This is a genomic window from Nostoc sp. GT001 (genome assembly GCF_030382115.1).
Lineage (GTDB): Bacteria > Cyanobacteriota > Cyanobacteriia > Cyanobacteriales > Nostocaceae > Nostoc.
Genome location: NZ_JAUDRJ010000003.1, coordinates 1,886,367 through 1,902,607, shown reverse-complemented (window position 1 = coordinate 1,902,607; position 16,241 = coordinate 1,886,367). Strand labels below are relative to the sequence as shown.

The 16,241-nt window shown below is 41.9% G+C and carries 14 protein-coding genes; 7 read left to right on the top strand and 7 right to left on the bottom strand.

Annotation, left to right across the window (positions count from 1 at the left end; translation table 11 throughout):
- Window positions 1-298 precede the first annotated feature (298 nt).
- The 4 genes from gvpF to gvpN are packed head-to-tail and all read right to left on the bottom strand — an operon-like array spanning window position 299 to window position 3,025.
- Window positions 299-1,048: a gas vesicle protein GvpF gene (gene gvpF / locus QUD05_RS10915; protein WP_289796055.1), complete on the bottom strand. Its 750-nt coding sequence runs from the start codon at window positions 1,046-1,048 to the stop codon at window positions 299-301.
- 36 nt (window positions 1,049-1,084) lie between these two features.
- Window positions 1,085-1,519, bottom strand: coding sequence for a gas vesicle protein K (locus tag QUD05_RS10910; RefSeq protein ID WP_289796054.1), 435 nt, complete (start codon window positions 1,517-1,519; stop codon window positions 1,085-1,087).
- Entirely contained in the window at window positions 1,506-1,856 is a 351-nt protein-coding gene (locus QUD05_RS10905) for a gas vesicle protein (protein WP_289796053.1), read from the bottom strand. The genes QUD05_RS10910 and QUD05_RS10905 overlap by 14 nt, the downstream gene beginning before the upstream one ends.
- Window positions 1,853-3,025 (bottom strand): gas vesicle protein GvpN, encoded by a 1,173-nt coding sequence (gene gvpN, locus QUD05_RS10900; protein WP_289796052.1) that lies wholly within the window; start codon window positions 3,023-3,025, stop codon window positions 1,853-1,855. The genes QUD05_RS10905 and gvpN overlap by 4 nt, the downstream gene beginning before the upstream one ends.
- A gap of 211 nt (window positions 3,026-3,236) precedes the next feature.
- On the opposite strand from gvpN, the gene QUD05_RS10895 reads away from it, so the two are divergent.
- The 4 genes from QUD05_RS10895 to QUD05_RS10880 all read left to right on the top strand — a co-directional run bounded on the left by QUD05_RS10895 (window position 3,237) and on the right by QUD05_RS10880 (window position 5,379).
- Window positions 3,237-3,485 (top strand): gas vesicle protein GvpG, encoded by a 249-nt coding sequence (locus QUD05_RS10895; protein ID WP_289796051.1) that lies wholly within the window; start codon window positions 3,237-3,239, stop codon window positions 3,483-3,485.
- 377 nt (window positions 3,486-3,862) lie between these two features.
- Window positions 3,863-4,153 (top strand): type II toxin-antitoxin system TacA family antitoxin, encoded by a 291-nt coding sequence (locus QUD05_RS10890; RefSeq protein WP_289796050.1) that lies wholly within the window; start codon window positions 3,863-3,865, stop codon window positions 4,151-4,153.
- Window positions 4,153-4,662 carry a GNAT family N-acetyltransferase gene (locus QUD05_RS10885; protein ID WP_289796049.1) on the top strand — a complete coding sequence of 170 codons (510 nt, stop codon included), beginning with the start codon at window positions 4,153-4,155 and terminating at the stop codon, window positions 4,660-4,662. The genes QUD05_RS10890 and QUD05_RS10885 overlap by 1 nt, the downstream gene beginning before the upstream one ends.
- A gap of 168 nt (window positions 4,663-4,830) precedes the next feature.
- Entirely contained in the window at window positions 4,831-5,379 is a 549-nt protein-coding gene (locus QUD05_RS10880; RefSeq protein WP_289796048.1) for a P-loop NTPase family protein, read from the top strand.
- Between the two features lie 220 nt (window positions 5,380-5,599).
- On the opposite strand, the gene QUD05_RS10875 is transcribed toward QUD05_RS10880, so the two are convergent.
- A complete protein-coding gene (locus QUD05_RS10875; protein ID WP_289796047.1) occupies window positions 5,600-5,884 on the bottom strand; it encodes a hypothetical protein in 285 nt (94 codons plus the stop codon).
- Window positions 5,885-5,929: 45 nt separating this feature from the next.
- Window positions 5,930-7,819: an ArsA family ATPase gene (locus QUD05_RS10870; protein WP_289796046.1), complete on the bottom strand. Its 1,890-nt coding sequence runs from the start codon at window positions 7,817-7,819 to the stop codon at window positions 5,930-5,932.
- A gap of 282 nt (window positions 7,820-8,101) precedes the next feature.
- On the opposite strand from QUD05_RS10870, the gene QUD05_RS34000 reads away from it, so the two are divergent.
- Entirely contained in the window at window positions 8,102-11,344 is a 3,243-nt protein-coding gene (locus QUD05_RS34000; RefSeq protein WP_502911394.1) for an nSTAND1 domain-containing NTPase, read from the top strand.
- 339 nt (window positions 11,345-11,683) lie between these two features.
- Window positions 11,684-12,010, top strand: a complete 327-nt coding sequence (locus QUD05_RS10860) for an anti-sigma factor antagonist (RefSeq protein WP_289796045.1) — start codon at window positions 11,684-11,686, stop codon at window positions 12,008-12,010.
- A gap of 50 nt (window positions 12,011-12,060) precedes the next feature.
- Here QUD05_RS10860 and QUD05_RS10855 read toward each other — a convergent pair whose 3' ends face one another.
- Window positions 12,061-13,395, bottom strand: a complete 1,335-nt coding sequence (locus QUD05_RS10855) for a phthiocerol/phthiodiolone dimycocerosyl transferase family protein (protein WP_289796044.1) — start codon at window positions 13,393-13,395, stop codon at window positions 12,061-12,063.
- An 843-nt stretch (window positions 13,396-14,238) separates the two neighbouring features.
- Between QUD05_RS10855 and QUD05_RS10850 the strand changes: the two genes are divergently transcribed.
- On the top strand, window positions 14,239-16,200 hold the full coding sequence (locus tag QUD05_RS10850; protein ID WP_289796043.1) for a two-partner secretion domain-containing protein: 1,962 nt from the start codon (window positions 14,239-14,241) through the stop codon (window positions 16,198-16,200).
- Window positions 16,201-16,241: the final 41 nt, after the last annotated feature.

The following is a 16,241-nucleotide window of genomic DNA, read 5'->3' as shown; positions in this document are numbered from 1 at the left end:
CAACAAAAATAAAAATTTCAATAGACTTCTTGCACGAATGAATGTTGGAAAATAAGAATCTTATGCCTCATGCAAAGGCGCAAATTAAAGAGAAATCACTTTCGTAATCTACTGAAGTAATGAGTACTGCACTTTCTAAATTGGGTAAACCTCTGCGTAACTTTGCGCTAGACTCTGCGCCCCTTTGCGTTTAAAAACATTCCTTTTGTACCTCACTTAACTTGGAATCACTATAATAGCCATAATCTGATCCATGCAAGAGGTCTAAGAATCTTTGATTTTCAGTTTATATTGCTGTTCAGTTGGAAATCAATAATCGAAGACGAGCAAAGTTATACGGGGCAGTGAAATTGTTGTACCGAATTCGCAAACGGTTTTCAAATTGACGATCGAGTGCTTCAACGTGTTCGCTAAATTGCGATTCTGCTTCCCAAGGAATTAAGTAGGCTGCATTGTAGATCATTGTGTCCATTTGGGGAGTATTTTCCACCATATCGACAGCAATGGAGTTGAGCGTGCCTTGAAATACATCTATGATGCCTTGCTTGCGATCGCTCATTCCCTGTTCGATGGCTTGCCCTATTTGGATAGCTTGCTCCATACTCAAGGGTTGACCCACTAGCTTATCCCTTTGAGTTTTGAGATTTGGATTTTCTGCTAACAATCCCTGAATTTCTGCCTCAGTATCCCAAAAAACTTTGACACTAACTTCTCGACAACCCGATAACTTCGCAAGCAATTGCGTCAATTCTTCTTGATGAGGACGAATTAATTGCTCTGAAACCGTTTCCCAGCTTGAAATCAAAAGTCCAAATTGCATGGGTAGTAAATTGCGATCGCCTCCTTGCATGATCTCCTCAAGGACTTTCTCATGACTTAGCAGGTTACGACGGCTTGCCAAATAACGCTCTTGCTGTGCTTCGGAGTAGATGACTGCAAAACCATCCAAAATTTTAATTTGTACAGGTTGCCGATCTATGCCCTGTAAATTTAAATTTTGTGGAGCAGGCAAGGTCAAAATTCCATAAATGTAAAAGCCATAACTCATAAGAATGTCTTACCAAGAATAATTTAGATAAAAAAGTTACAGGGGTTTAGAAGTGAGTACTAGTCTTAACTTGGCATGAACTAAGCTTAACTGAGCCAGTCCTAAGTCCAAGTCACCTTCAACCACAACACCCGTATTTAATAGGCGATCGAGAAGTTCTAAAATAGAAGGCTGACTAGAGGTTTCACCGGGGTAGTATCCTCCAGATTGGGGAAGTAAATTTCCCATTTCACCCAAGTTAATATTTAGATCGGCTGGATCAATATCAAATATCTCGCAAAGCTGAACAACCTGCTGTTCAAGCTTTTGCAGGCTTTCGGCAGCTCGATCTAACTCATTGTCGCTGAGGTTGCCAGCATCCATTCGCCGAATAACTTGAGCTTCCATGAGTTGGCGTATCAGTTCAACAACCGTCAGTAATAACGGCGCTAAACCTGAATCGGAACCTTTTGATTTGCTAATCGCCTGCATTCTGATGATTAATAGGATTGAGTGCTTTGAGCGATCGCAGTTCTGTTTCTAGACTGGCAACACGCTCTTGAAGTTGTTGATTAGTTGTTAATAAGGAACGAGCTTGACTATTAAGATAGGGGTCGCTCTCCCACCAGTTAATTCCAATTTCTTTGGCTTTATCAACAGAAGAAATCAACAAACGAATCCGAATGTTTAGCAGTTCTGTGGAGCCTACGGAAATAGAAATATCTCCTGCTATCACAATGCCTTTATCCAGAACCCGTTCGAGAATATCTGCCAAAGTAGAACCCTGAGTTGATGTGGTGATAGCTCCCCGGTTAGTATTAGTACTCATTTGTTTATTAAATGACCAGAATCAAAAGCAACTGTTTGTGAGATGTTAGGCGACTCGGCATTGCCCTGCATTTGTACTAATACTCCCTGTTCTCTGAGAGACTTGAGTGCAGCCACAATTTGACTGCGATCGATCCCTAACTCTACTGCCAATTCAGAGAAACGCCTTCCTGGAGAATTGCACAGGTAGTTGTAGACCTCATGCTCGTAAGGTACTCGTTGTTCCAATACAATCTGATTTTGGCTGTCTGGTATTGTCTCAGTTGGCTGAGATTGAGTTTTTATACGATGATAAAATTCACTTAAAACCTCTTCCAGTAGGCGAGTTGCTTCCATAAGAGGTTGATTCGTGCGAGAAAGCAGGATATCGGCACAAATATCTTGGAAGCTAGGATCTCCAGGGTTTACGGAAATTTCGTGTTCGTGGCAGATTTTGGCAATCATCAGACAGGAACGCAATCCACCGCCCTGTCCAGAACCAGATCGACTCCAAAACGTCCGTACTAAGCGGACAATTACTTCTGCTTTCTCAGAATCTATACCTGTTTTATGAACTACAATTTCCTGCTGACTCAGTTCATCAGGTGTAGGCATATCGATGGTAATAACACGATCCATCAAAGCATCCTGAGTTGCATGAACTCCACAATACTCTTGAGGATTTGATGTTAAAATTGCCCGAAACTTAGGATGAACCCGGATATACTCGGCTCGCTGTTGGTTTGTTGGCAATACCAACAACCTCTCCTCAAGTACCGAGAGTAAAACGTTATTTACCTCCGGGTGCGATCGATTGAATTCGTCGTAAACCAGCGTAAATCCTTCTTTACAAGCTAGGGTTAATCGGGCATCAACCCAGTGTTGTCGAAGTTCATCTTCAACTTTCACAACGCTGTGGATGAAGTTATCAACAACCTTTTTGCGGGTATAACCTAATTGATTACCAATCAAGTCTGAGGTTTTAAACTCATCATCTCCAAATAAGAGGATGATCGGCTGGTTGAGCAAATCAGCTAGATGCATTGCCAGAGTAGTTTTTCCGACTCCGGCCGCACCACGTAAATGTACTGAAAAACCCGACTGTAGATAGCGCAAAGCACGTTGAGCGATGCGTTGAACAGCAGGGGTATTGACAAATCGTTGGGGAGATGCATTTAATACTGTTGTCAAGCTCTAAGTACCTCGTAAGTAATAATTTTATGTAAAAGTAATTTTTTGCACATCGGAAATATAAAATACAGATGTCAAGAAGCCTTAACTGAACTCAAATCCAACCCATTTTGGCATCAACATAAGACTAAGTAATGTTTTATATAATGTCATCAGCAAGATTACGGTCTTGTGAGACAGCTGTAACAAATCTACACAAGTGTAAATTAATATGGTTCTGCGCTTCTTACTACTACCGATTACTGGCCCATTAATGGGGGTAACGTGGCTTGGGGAAAAAATTTTAGAACAAGCCAATACTGAAATTGATGATAAAGAAAATCTCAGCAAGCAGCTTCTTACACTCCAACTTGCTTTTGATATGGGAGAACTTTCTGAAGAAGAGTTTGAAATTCAGGAAGAAGCTCTTTTATTAGCAATTCTGGAAGCAGAAAAGCAGGAAACAGAGGATAGGGAATAAGGTGTTGCATAAATGCAGGATGATTTGTCTCACGCAGAAGCGCTCCAGACGCAGATAAGCTGTTGTGTTTTTAATTTGCACATTGAGACAGCAGGGGAGCAGAGGGGCAGAGGAGAGGGTTTACAGGTTTTACCTAAAAGATTATGAGGCAACTTGTAGGCGCGACAGCTTAGGATAAGGAGTTTTAAATTTCAATACGTACAATTTCATCCCTAGAACGCCAGGAAAAGAGTCATTTCCCGATATTTTCACTGATACATAAATTGTATTGACGTTGTATATACAATGTTCTATATTAGATATTAAGCATTACCGAAGTAAGGTTGCAAGCTTACTTCGGTAATGCTTATATGACACATATACATGGAAGATACCTAATGGTTGCCCGTTCTAAAATGGATAATCTTGGTCGTAACCAAGTAATTAATATTAGAGTTCAAGAACAACAACGGGATTTAATTGACAATGCGGCTTCGATTCTTGGTAAAAGCCGTTCTGACTTTATGTTAGAGGTAGCCTGTAGAGAAGCTGAAAAAGTCATCTGTGACAAAACCTTCTTTGCATTAGATGAGGAAAAATATCAAGAATTCCTTGCTATTTTGGAGTCACCACCTAAAGCGAATGAAGAAATTCGTAAACTCTTAACTACTAAATCGCCTTGGGATTGATGACAAACCAAACGAAAATGATTAATGCTCCTCAGCCTGTTACTAAAGACCATGATGTATCAGAGTTTGAATCTAAATCAGAAGCCTTGAATAGCTGGCTGAAGGAGAGAGCTTTGAAAAGTGAGGGAGATGCAGCCAGAACATTTGTAGTAACAGTTGAAAATAAAGTAATAGGCTATTACTGTTTAGCAACGGCTTCTGTAACTCATTTAGCAGCTGTTAGCAAAGCTAAACGGAATGCACCAGACTCTATACCGTGTATGCTTATTGGTAGGCTAGCTGTAGATACCAAATGGGAAGGACAAGGTATAGGGTCTGGTTTATTAAAAGATGCTATTAAACGCATTTTATCAGTATCTCAAATAGCTGGTGTTAGATGTATTTTGGTTCACGCTAAAGATGAAGAAGCCCAAAAATTTTATTTAAAACGTGGTTTTCAAGCATCACCAATAGAACCATTAACACTAATGATGACTTTAAAAGATATTCGAGCAAGCATTGTAGATTAACCTACACTACCACTCTATATAACTAGCCGTTCCATAATATTCATAAGAGCGATCGTACTTCTGTTACTACGATAGCAAAGCTATTAATGAAAATGATAATCGTAGTAGGGTATGGAAGAACTTATCATTTCTAATTAGAGGTGAGTTAATTGCAACAAAAGGAGAGTAATGATGAAAAAAGTAGCGGTGTTTGGCAATGCTGGAGGCGGTAAATCAACTTTGAGCAAAAGATTATCCCAAATCACTGGTTTACCACTTCACGTCCTGGATAAAATTAAATATCAATCAGGAGGTGTAGAGGTTCCCCAGGAAGACTATAAGCGCACTCATCAGCAAATCTTATCAACTGACCGATGGATTATTGACGGGTTTGGTTGCATGGAAACTCTTTGGCTACGACTGAACGAGGCAGATACTCTAGTTTATGTGGATCTACCACTATATCTGCATGGATGGTGGGTAACTAAACGATTCATCACAGGTTACTTAAAACCGCCAGACGGCTGGCCTCAAGACAGCCCAATATTGAAGAGTTCCCTCAATAGTTACCGCGTGCTTTGGTTATGCCACAAATATTTGACTCCAAGATATCGTGAATATGTCGCGCAAGCTCAAAGCACTAAAAATGTCTACCACCTACGCTCGCCTCAAGAAATCTCAGAATTTTTTGAATTAGTAAAAAACGAGACTAACTTTAAAGATGGTCTATCAGTCTAAATTAAAGTACTATTTTGGCAAGATGGGGTTAGGGTGTGGGGTGTAAGGAAAAATCAAGAAAAGTAAATATGAGTACCGACACAAATAAATCTCTTCCTCGCTACACCCAACACCCAAAAGCGTTATAGATAATGGGTTTGCCGTTAGCTTAGTGCTATTCGGATTAGAGACTATTAACTAATGATGACCCTTACTAGTTAACTTTATTTGTACCGACTTACTAGTATTCCAATGTTAAGGTTTTGAATTTTGGTGTCTTGTCCTCCAAGTCAGTCTTTGCTTGCTGATGGGTAATGTCCTCTTCAGCAATTATTTGACTGTTTAAAATAGCAAGACGCTGCTGAATCTGAGATTGGCGTGCTTCGAGTTTCTTTAGTTCCTCCTCTAAACGCTCTTTTTCAAGCATTATTTTGTAAGCATTTAAGTAAACTGTTGCTTGCGAACGTTGAGGAGGCATGGTGCTAAGTTTGGCTTGAATTTGTCCACGTTTTGGAGTGCGGTGCATAATAAATTTCTCTTTGGGTATGAAAGTATTTAGTTTAATTAGCTGTTAAAATAAACAGCCGACTGCTGCTTGGATGCGTTCTAAAGGCTGAACTGAGCGAGGAAGCATTGGTAAGCGAACCATTGTCAAACCTGGAAAATCGCAATTAATGGTAATGGTTGCTGTAGAAGTAAAGCGGTTTAGAACAAGGTAATTCTGGCTCACACCTATTTCTTGCATAGATTTGAACAGGCGTTGTTGTTCGGCAAGTACACTAGCCTGGTTAAGCGTAACCCCAATGAACTCTGCTTGCTGTGGGTCTTTTAGCACTTTTTGGGCTTTGACTACGCGCTGTCGCAAAGTTCGTAAACGCCCCATAAACTCTGTACGACCAAGGACATTCTGATACTTGATCCAGAGTTTGAAAATCCAAGCTAGCCAGTCTGCTAGTGCATTTGGCATTTCTAGAAAACGTAGAAGATGACCTGTAGGAGCAGTGTCTAAAATAATCAAGTCTTCTTCTTGTTGCTCTAGCAATTCCATTACTGTTAACAGAGAAAGCATTTCATCAATCCCTGGTAAAGCTTGACCGACTATTTTGCGCCAAGCAGCAGGAGCATAAGCCATTTCAATAGTTTCGCTTGTTTGGGTTTCGCCACTCATCATTTCGGCCAGTTCCCACAGGTAATCGGCTCTGAATTGATCGACAATGCGATCGCTATCCACTTCCTGACCTCGAAGATTGGCAGTTATTTGATATGGTTCGTGTCCAAAACTCAGACCAAAGGCATCACCCAAGGAGTGTGCTGGATCGATGGAAACCATGCGAATTTTGCGATCGCAATGTTTTTGAGCCATCGCCCAACCAATGGCAGCTGCTACTGTGGTCTTGCCTACTCCACCCTTACCGCCAATTAGTAACAGGCGACGACCTTGGGTGAGAAAATCTCCAAAGCTAGGAGGAATTTTTTCAGGCCATTGAATTGGGAGTAGATCGAAAAGAGATAGCGGTTCCAGCTGAGGAATATGGATTTGGTTGATGAGATGGCAGAGGGCTACAATTCCCAAAGGCTCCTCATCTTGCTGTGGCACAATAAACATCGGCTTTTCGTTAGCAAGATCCGTATACTGGCTGATAAGCGGTTGTTGTTCTTGGTAACGATCGCGGTCAGTCGCACTGGCAAGGACTTGGTTAACAAACAATCCTCCGCAAGGAACCTGCATGGTTTGTAAGGCTTCTAGAAATCGTTTTGACTCCAACCAACTCATTGGTTCGGCGATCGCAACTAACAAACAAGCTGTATGCTTAGGATCTTGAAGGAGACGGCGACCTTGGGAAAGTTCAGCTTTCAGGGTTTGCAAAAATTCGTCAGCGCGATCGGGTGTGTAACTCCCAGCAAAGGTCTTGCTAATATACCGATGCTTTTCTTGAAACAGTTCCAGAGAATGAAGGAAAGTGTCTAAAAAATCCATCAATCCAAACAAGTTGAGAGTATGACCGCTAGGAGCCATATCTACTACTACTCGATCTACCTGCTGCTCCTGAAAAAGGCGTTGGATTTCTAACAAGCCCATCAACTCGTCCAGTCCAGGCCAATTTAAATCCCAAACTGGCAGCAAGTCTTCTCCTTCAACAAAACTACCCCGCTCCACTAACAGTTCTAACACCTGACCATAACGTTCTTTAAAGTCTTGTAGCAGACGCTTTGCATCCAACGCCCTTACTCGTAGATTGGGTAGTTCTGCTATGGGACGAGGAATGTCATCAACGCTAACTTGTAAGACATCTCCAAGAGAGTGAGCCGGATCGGTTGAGATTAAAAGAATTTGCTCATTGGCAAATTTCTGCGCCCAACGACATGCAAAGGTGCAGGAGATTGTCGTTTTTCCGACTCCACCTTTGCCGCTAAACATAGCAAGGTGTAGGTTATCAAAAAGTTCCATCCCGTTTGTCATTTCCGGCGTTTTAGGATAAAGTTACTACATATTTTTAAAGTTTGTTTAAGTAATTTCCCGGAATAAAGGTATTTAAAACCGAATTTAGGGACTTTAGACCCTTTTGGCAGAGAGCAAGAATTGTATTTTCTTCCTCCTGCCTCACTTCGACTACGCTCAGTGACCACCTGCCTTCTGCATTTCTTCGCTAATTAATTTTGTTGAGTTACTTACAAAGATTAGCCGAGGAACTATAACTGAGGTAAAGATTTAGCCAGAGATGTCCAAAGGTAAGGAGATAAGATGGTTAACAGTTCTCAAGGCGATATAAATATTGGGTGTAATGTCCAAGGTATTTCTGAATACGACTTTTTTTCTGACAGTAATTTTGAGGAAATTCATTGTCGTCCACTTAAAACAGACTCTCCTTACTTAGGATTAAAAACTTTTGAAATTAAAGATAAAGATAAATTTTTTGGTCGGGAGAAGTGGATTGCTAATCTAGGCGATCGCTTAAAAAAAGATAATGTACTCTTGCTTTTAGGAGCATCAGAGAGTGGCAAATCATCATTGATTCGGGCAGGTTTAATTCCTTATTTGGGATTTTATAAAAAATCATTAATTAATATAAGTTTTCACCCAAATGAAAATCCTTTTAAATCTCTTTATCAGTGTCTTGCTTCTACTTATGGCAAAAAATCGCCACTAGCGGATATTGCTAAAGAAATAAGAGAAAATACCCTAATTAAAATTGTCACATTCCTCAAACAAGATTATCAGTGCATTCTGATTTTTATTGACCGATTTGAAGAACTGTTTACGAAAACTCAAAAGCCGGAACGTGATAAATTTGTTGCTAGTCTCTTTCAACTGTTCCAGCAGCAGGATAGCTCTGTCAAAATTGTTTTAACAATGCGGTCTGATTTTTTGGATAAATTTAGTGAGTATCCCCAACTTGCAAAGATCCACGATCGCTATAGTCGTATACTCACTAGAATGAGCGATGGAGAATTAAAGTTAGCGATCGCTGAACCTGCTGCTAGACATGGCGTTACCTTTGAACAAGGATTAGTTGAGCAAATTATTCATGATTTTCACCAACAAAATGATTATTTACCACTTCTGGCATACACCTTAGATATGCTGTGGGCAAGAGAAGATATTGCAAACGGGGTTTTGAAGATAAAGACTTATCAAGAACTAAAAGAGCAAACGTTTGGTTATTTAGACGAACAAGCTAATCAATTTATTAATGCTAGTGTTGGATGGCACGATCGCCATTTGAGAGAAAAGGAACAAGAGATTCAAAAGTTACACCTTGCACTGACTGAATTAAAACTGCGCGAACAATCCGCCAGGGTTTTGAATTTACTTCCTGTTCAACCGCTAGAAGGTTTGGTGCTGGCAATTCAAACAATGGGTGAGAATCTAGAAAAATACCCAAACCAGCTTCTAGCTCCTGTTTTGGGAAGCTTAAAGCAAGCAATGAACACACCGACAGAGACGAATAGCTTACGCGAACACGAGCAAGAGGTTAATTGTGTAGCCTTTAGTCCTGATGGCAAGTTTATTGCTAGTGGCAGTAGCGATTCTACGGTGTGCTTGTGGAATATCATGGGCAATCCTACTGCTAAATTTTTGTTGGGACACAAGCAAGAGGTGAATTGTCTAGCCTTTAGTCGTGATGGCAAGTTTCTTGTTAGTGGCAGTATTGACGGAATTTTGTGTTTATGGGATCTAGAAGGTAATCTCATTAATCAACCGTGGCAGGGACATGAGGAAGGAGTTATTTCTGTCGCCTTTAGCCCAAATAGCGAGCATATTATCAGTGTTGGTTTTGACGGAACAGTGTGTTTGTGGGATTTACAAGGTAACGCCATTACTCAACCTTGGCGCGGACATAAGGAAGGAGTTATTTCTGTCGCCTTTAGCCCAAATGGCAATCGCATTATCAGTGTTGGTTTTGACGGAACGGTGTGTTTGTGGGATTTACAAGGTAACGCCATTACTCAACCCTGGCACAAACATGAGGCGAAAATTATTTGCGTCGCCTTTAGCCCCGATCGCAAGTTGATTGTCAGTGGTAGCAGTGATTGTACAGTGCGGTTATGGGACATCCAAGGTAATCCCATCGGTCAACCTTGGCATGGACATGAAGGACATGTAAATTCTGTAGCGTTTAGCCCTGATGGCAATTTTATTATTAGTGGTAGCTGCGATCGCACAATCCGCTTATGGAATATCAATGGCAACCCCATGACTCAACCTTGGCGCGGACATGAAGGACAGGTTAATTCCCTAGCCTTTAGCCCCGATGGCAAGTTGATTATCAGTGGTGGCGATCGCACAGTGCGTTTGTGGGAGCTAGATCAAATACTACAAGATCGGGTCATCGCGCGATCGCAGCGCAAATATGAGAATTGGGTCAATTCTGTTGCCTTTAGCCCTGATGGTCAGTGGATTGTCAGTGCCAGCAATGATTCTACAGTGCGCTTGTGGGATATGAAAGGCAACCCCATTGGTCAACCTTGGCGCGGACATGAAAAAGAAGTTAATTCTGTCGCCTTTAGCCCTGATGGTAAGTGGATTGTCAGTGCCAGCAATGATTTGACAGTGCGCTTGTGGGATATGAAAGGCAACCCCATTGGTCAACCTTGGCAGGGACATGAAAAAGAAGTTAATTCTGTCGCCTTTAGTCCTGATGGTCAGTGGATTATCAGTGCTAGCAATGATTCGACAGTGCGCTTATGGGATGTGAAAGGCAACCCCATTGGTCAACCTTGGCACGGGCATGAAAAAGAAGTCAATTCTGTTGCCTTTAGCCCTGATGGTCAGTGGATTATCAGTGCTAGCAATGATTCGACAGTGCGCTTATGGGATATGAAAGGCAACCCCATTGGTCAACCTTGGCACGGGCATGAAAAAGAAGTCAATTCTGTCGCCTTTAGCCCTGATGGTCAGTGGATTATTAGTGCCAGCAATGATTCGACAATCCGCTTGTGGGATATTCACGGCAACCCCATTGGTCAACCTTGGCACGGGCATGAAAAAGAAGTTAATTCTGTCGCTTTTAGCCCTGATGGTCAGTGGATTGTCAGTGCCAGCAATGATTTGACAGTGCGCTTATGGGATATTCACGGCAACCCCATTGGTCAACCTTGGCACGGACATGAGTATTGGGTAAATTCCGCAGCTTTTAGCCCTGATGGTAAATTGATTGTCAGTGGTAGTCTTGATGGAACAGTCCGCTTGTGGCAATGTGGGTGGCAAGAATGGTTGCAAGTTTGCTGCAACAGGTTACATTATCATCCCGTCTTTCAAAATCCTGAAAATGGCAGTGATGTAGAAATTGCCCACAAAACTTGTCAAAAATATGTATGGAATCCACAATTCCCTAAACAGTTGAACAACCAAGGTGCAGCAAAGCTAAAAGAGAAAACTTTTTCAGCAGCTTTGGAGGACTTTAACCAAGTAGTTCAAGTTAATTTCACATCGCACTGGAAACATCGTCTTGCTTGGCAATCAGTACCCACAGAGAACCAATAATTCGGACTACGGTTTGTTTAACTGTACTAGCGGGTTGACTGGGGGTGATTTACTAATTTCATACTTCAAGTGCCTATCCGCCAACAAGCTCCTGAATGCGTCGTCAAAGTATAGACTGTTAAGAGTTCCCTGCCCCTCTGCCTACACAGCGATGGGATCTTTTTTGATGGAAGTCCCTTATGCGTAGGCATAGCCCAAAGTAAGTATCACCTGTTCAAAAATTATGTTTCCAATGCCAATTTTCAGCAACATTTTAAGTATAATTGCTTATTGATAAATTATCTCCGACATTAAAATCTTACGAATAGGTTCAAATAAATCAGCATAGAGGAAAAAGTTATGGCTTTGAGCGTCACACTAGAGATCGGCAATGATGTTGCTAAAATCACTTTGTCTGGAGAATTAGATGCAATGACTGCATCCGTTTTCAAGACAGAGGTAGAGAAAGCAGCAGTTGAGAATCCAAAACACCTCGTGTTGTTGATGCAAGACTTAGAATATATGGCCAGTGCGGGTCTGCGGGTACTCATTTTTGCTAAACAAACAATAGATGCTAATGCAAATATTTACATAGTTGCTCCACAAGAAATGGTCTTGGAAACACTCAAAAAAACTGGACTTGACCAAAGCCTGCTTATAGTGGATGAATATGATGCTGCTTCCTGAGAAACTCAACTAGTCACTACCAAAAAAACAAATTTACGTTGGTAGAAACTCTAATCTGCACAAGCATCAACTAGGTAGGCAATAGCATCGTCTGCAAGTGCCGCGATCGTTTCTGGACTGAGTGAAGGCTCAGAAAATAGAAAATTCAAAAACATATTTTTCTGAAACCTTAATGCCTCAACCACAAAAACACCTGGAAACACTGATGCTGAAGCTACAGCATTAATTTCTTCGAGTTCAAATACGCCATAGTGATGAGAAATGTTAACTAAACCAAGCTTAGTGACTCCAACAGTAGCCAGTACTTGATTTAGGAGCATTCCCTTCGTTGCCACTGCCAGTCCAGATGCTAGCATCATACTAAATAGATCGTTGCGCTGGATATTCGTAGCGATTTGCTGTTTCACATCGCGTGCTAAATCCCAAAAGGACATACTTGGTTTTAAGGTGTGAAATGTCAAAGTGGATGAAGCTAAAGACCCCATCTGCTCATCACTAATTACTGGTTGGATGCGGCGACGCAGGTCTGCAAATGACTGACAACTCAAACAGATATCTCGCTTTTTTCCACCTGTTATTTTATTCGCGGCTGCAAGCATCATGGCAGCACACAAAGCACTCTGTTCGCTCGCTTTCTCCTTTCTGTAAACTTCATTGAACCGTTGGGTGAAAGTTTCATCAAGCTGGCGATAAACCACGTTAGCACGACGTAATTCCGGTGTTTGATACTGCTCAAAACCTAAAGTTTCGGGACGATGGGCGATATATTGGCTGACAAGCCGCAACAGACAATCAATCGTATTTACCACACCACCGTATCCTTGCATTGAGGCAGGGAAAAGCTTTGGCAATGCAGGCAGCACAGGCAAACGCGCCACTGTTTCAACAGATTGTCCCGCTGCTATCTTTTGACAGTACGTCAAGATATCTGCTTGCAGTCGGATGCAGAATGTGCCATCTGCAACGCCATGATGTAAGGTGACAATCAAAAAGCTGACTGTTGATTCCTTTGGTTCGCCAACAGGCTGAACCAATACAGCACGCATGAGATATTTGTCGCTTTCAATTTTTTGATTTAGTTCTTGCAAAACAATATTTTGCCACTGATTATCATCTTCGCTATGTACTAGTTGCAACGGGATCGTCACGCCTCCCTCTTCAAAGCGTGGGGAATCGGTAGAACCAACGATCCGACAATTTAGACGTGGGTGGCGACGTTGGGTCAAGTCAATTGCCTGTCTGACAATGGCTGCACTCAGGGGTCCTCTAATACGGTTAATGACAACGTTAGTTAATGCGCCCCCAAGCTGATTTGCAATTTCAAACACGCGTTCGTCAGGAGACAGTATTCTATTTACATTCAAAGTGGAAGAATTTATCTGCATTATAAATTACTCAAATACAATGTTAATATGTGGGCAATTGAGTGCTTAAATAGTTGAACCAACGACTGAGAGCGATCGCCCCATCAACTGTTCCTAAAACGTGATCGTCACTTTCGAGCTAGAAATCTATTATTGGTTAAATAGTCTTCTATATTTCTGCCTAGAGACCATTTATCAAGTAAATCTTTAGATTACAAGACGACGCAGTATGTATTCGTGAGAGGTTAAGGTCGAGCCTCTTAAAATGATTTGTTCTTTAATAGATAGTTTTGATTTACGACCTCCTCGCATAACAATAATTTTCACTTTTTTCAATTCTAATAAAGCTTGTTTTTCATGATACAATCACTGTGCATTTAAGATTAATTGTTGTAATTGTTCATACTCCAAACTAATCAAAGGCTTTGTTTTTTAGGATTGTCTTCAATATAATTCAGTATGCCGCTCATATTTCTGTGTAAAAAAACTCTATAGCAGTCCTAAATCATTTGTGAAAGTTATATATCTCTTTCTTCTTTCTTCCCTTTGCGCCCTTCTCTGACGAGACGCTGCGCGAAAGCGTACTTTGCGGTTCGTTTTCTTATTTATAATTTTTCACGAATCAAATAGGATTGCTATATAATCTTCTTCTATAACAGAATGATACTATTTTAGAGATATCTACTGTTTGGACTTTGAACAAAAAGAAGATAGTTCGCAAGTGTTCTTTCCCCTCTGCTCGCTACGAGGCAAAGTTTGTGTAGCGCACCACTAGAATTATGGCGATCGCACATAGCAATAACGCTCAAGATGATGGCTTTGATTTCCAAGTGAATTATCAACTTTAAGCTTGGGGAATTGGCAGTGAACAGAAAAAATCAACAGTCAAAAGGAAATAATAGGTTGGCAAGGCAGTACATTGGCAAGGCAGTTGCGCACTTCTTCTTACAGCGTCTTTGCCAGCAGAAGCAACTGGTGTTTAAAAGTCAGGATGCTGCATTGCCGATTGTGCTTACCCTATGCTTTTGGTTAGGGAGCATTGCTGCCAAACCCGTACTTGGACAATCCATCGTTCCAGCTAATGATGGGACAGGGACAGTTGTGACTCAAGAGGGAAATCGCATTGATATCCAAGGGGGTCAGCTTTCTGGCGATCGGGCGAACCTATTTCACAGCTTGGAGAAATTTGGACTCAATCAGGAGCAGATTGCCAATTTTCTCTCAAATCCCGATATTCACAACATTCTCACACGAGTTGTCGGCGGAGATCCTTCAACCATCAATGGATTGATTCAGGTAACTGGAGGAAATCCCAACTTATTCATCATGAATCCAGCTGGAGTCATCTTTGGGCCGAATGCCCAAATTAACCTTCCGGCTGACTTTACGGTAACGACTGCTACAGCAATTGGCTTTGACAATCGCCTTTGGTTTAATGCAGTCGGTAAAAATGATTACTCAAATTTAAATGGCAATCCCTCTGGGTTTGCCTTTGATTTCGCCAATCCTGGGACTATTATCAATGCTGGTAGTTTGTCAGTTTTAGAAAAACACAATCTGGCTTTAATCGGTGGGAGTATTATCAATACGGCGACATTGAGCGCACCCGGCGGCAATATCACTCTTGCAGCAGTGCCGGGGACAAACCTGATTCGGATCTCTCAAGCGGGAAACCTGCTGAGTTTAGAGCTAGAACTGCCAAGAAATACAACAGAGCAACAGCTAGCAATTAACCCTCTGGATTTGCCAACCCTGTTAACCCAAGGGGCTAAGGGACTAAATCTTGGTGCGATCGCGAATTTAGATGCGGGTACAGTGCAGTTAACACGATCTGGTACAACTATCCCAACTGCCGCAGGAACTACGATCGCTTCTGGAACCCTAGATGTTTCCAATACAGGAGTTATGCAGACAGGTGGTACAGTAAACGTCTTGGGCGATCGCGTCGGATTGATTGGTGCTAACATTAATGCCTCTGGTACAACTGGTGGCGGCATCGTTCGGATTGGGGGAGATTACAAAGGTCAAGGTATCTTGCCCAATGCCTTACAGACGTTTGTTAGTAGTGATTCGGTAATTAATGCTAACGCACTGCTAAACGGTGATGGCGGTCGGGCGATCGTTTGGTCAGATAATAACACTCAGTTCTTTGGTAAGATCGACGCCATCGGGGGGCTTAACAGTGGGAATGGCGGGTTAGTAGAAGTATCTAGCAAAGGATTGCTCTTATTTCAAGGCTTAGTTGATTTGCGTTCGCCTGGGGGGGAAGTCGGCACGCTCCTGCTAGATCCGACTGATATTAACATCAGCAGCGCGATGGATACCGCCAGTATGACCTTTGGTAGTGGAATATTTGCTGACACCACCACAACCTCTTCTAATCTCAACTCGACTACGCTACAAAATCAACTAGCTTTGAGTAATGTTACCGTTTCGACAACATCGGGTTTGGCTGGTAAAGGAGATATTACAGTCAGCAATCCGATCTCATGGAGCAGTGGTTCTGACTTAAAATTAGCTGCCGATCGCAATATCAACATCAATGCCAACATCGGCACAACGGGTACTGGCAATACAAATCTAACGCTAGAAGCTAATAACAGTATTTTTATCAACTCAAATGCCAAGCTAACAGCCAGTGGCGCGGGGAAGTTGGATGTCACCCTCAATGCAGATCGAGACGGTATCAATGGAGGAGCGATCGCCCTCAAAAACGGTGCTGCGATCGATTCTAATGGAGGCAATATAATTCTGGGCGGTAGTAGTAACCCTTTAAATGAGCTAAGCACAAGGAACAGCAGCGAATCCCATTGGAGTCAGCCTTAATGGAGCTACTCTCAATTCTGGTACTGGCAATATTTCGATTA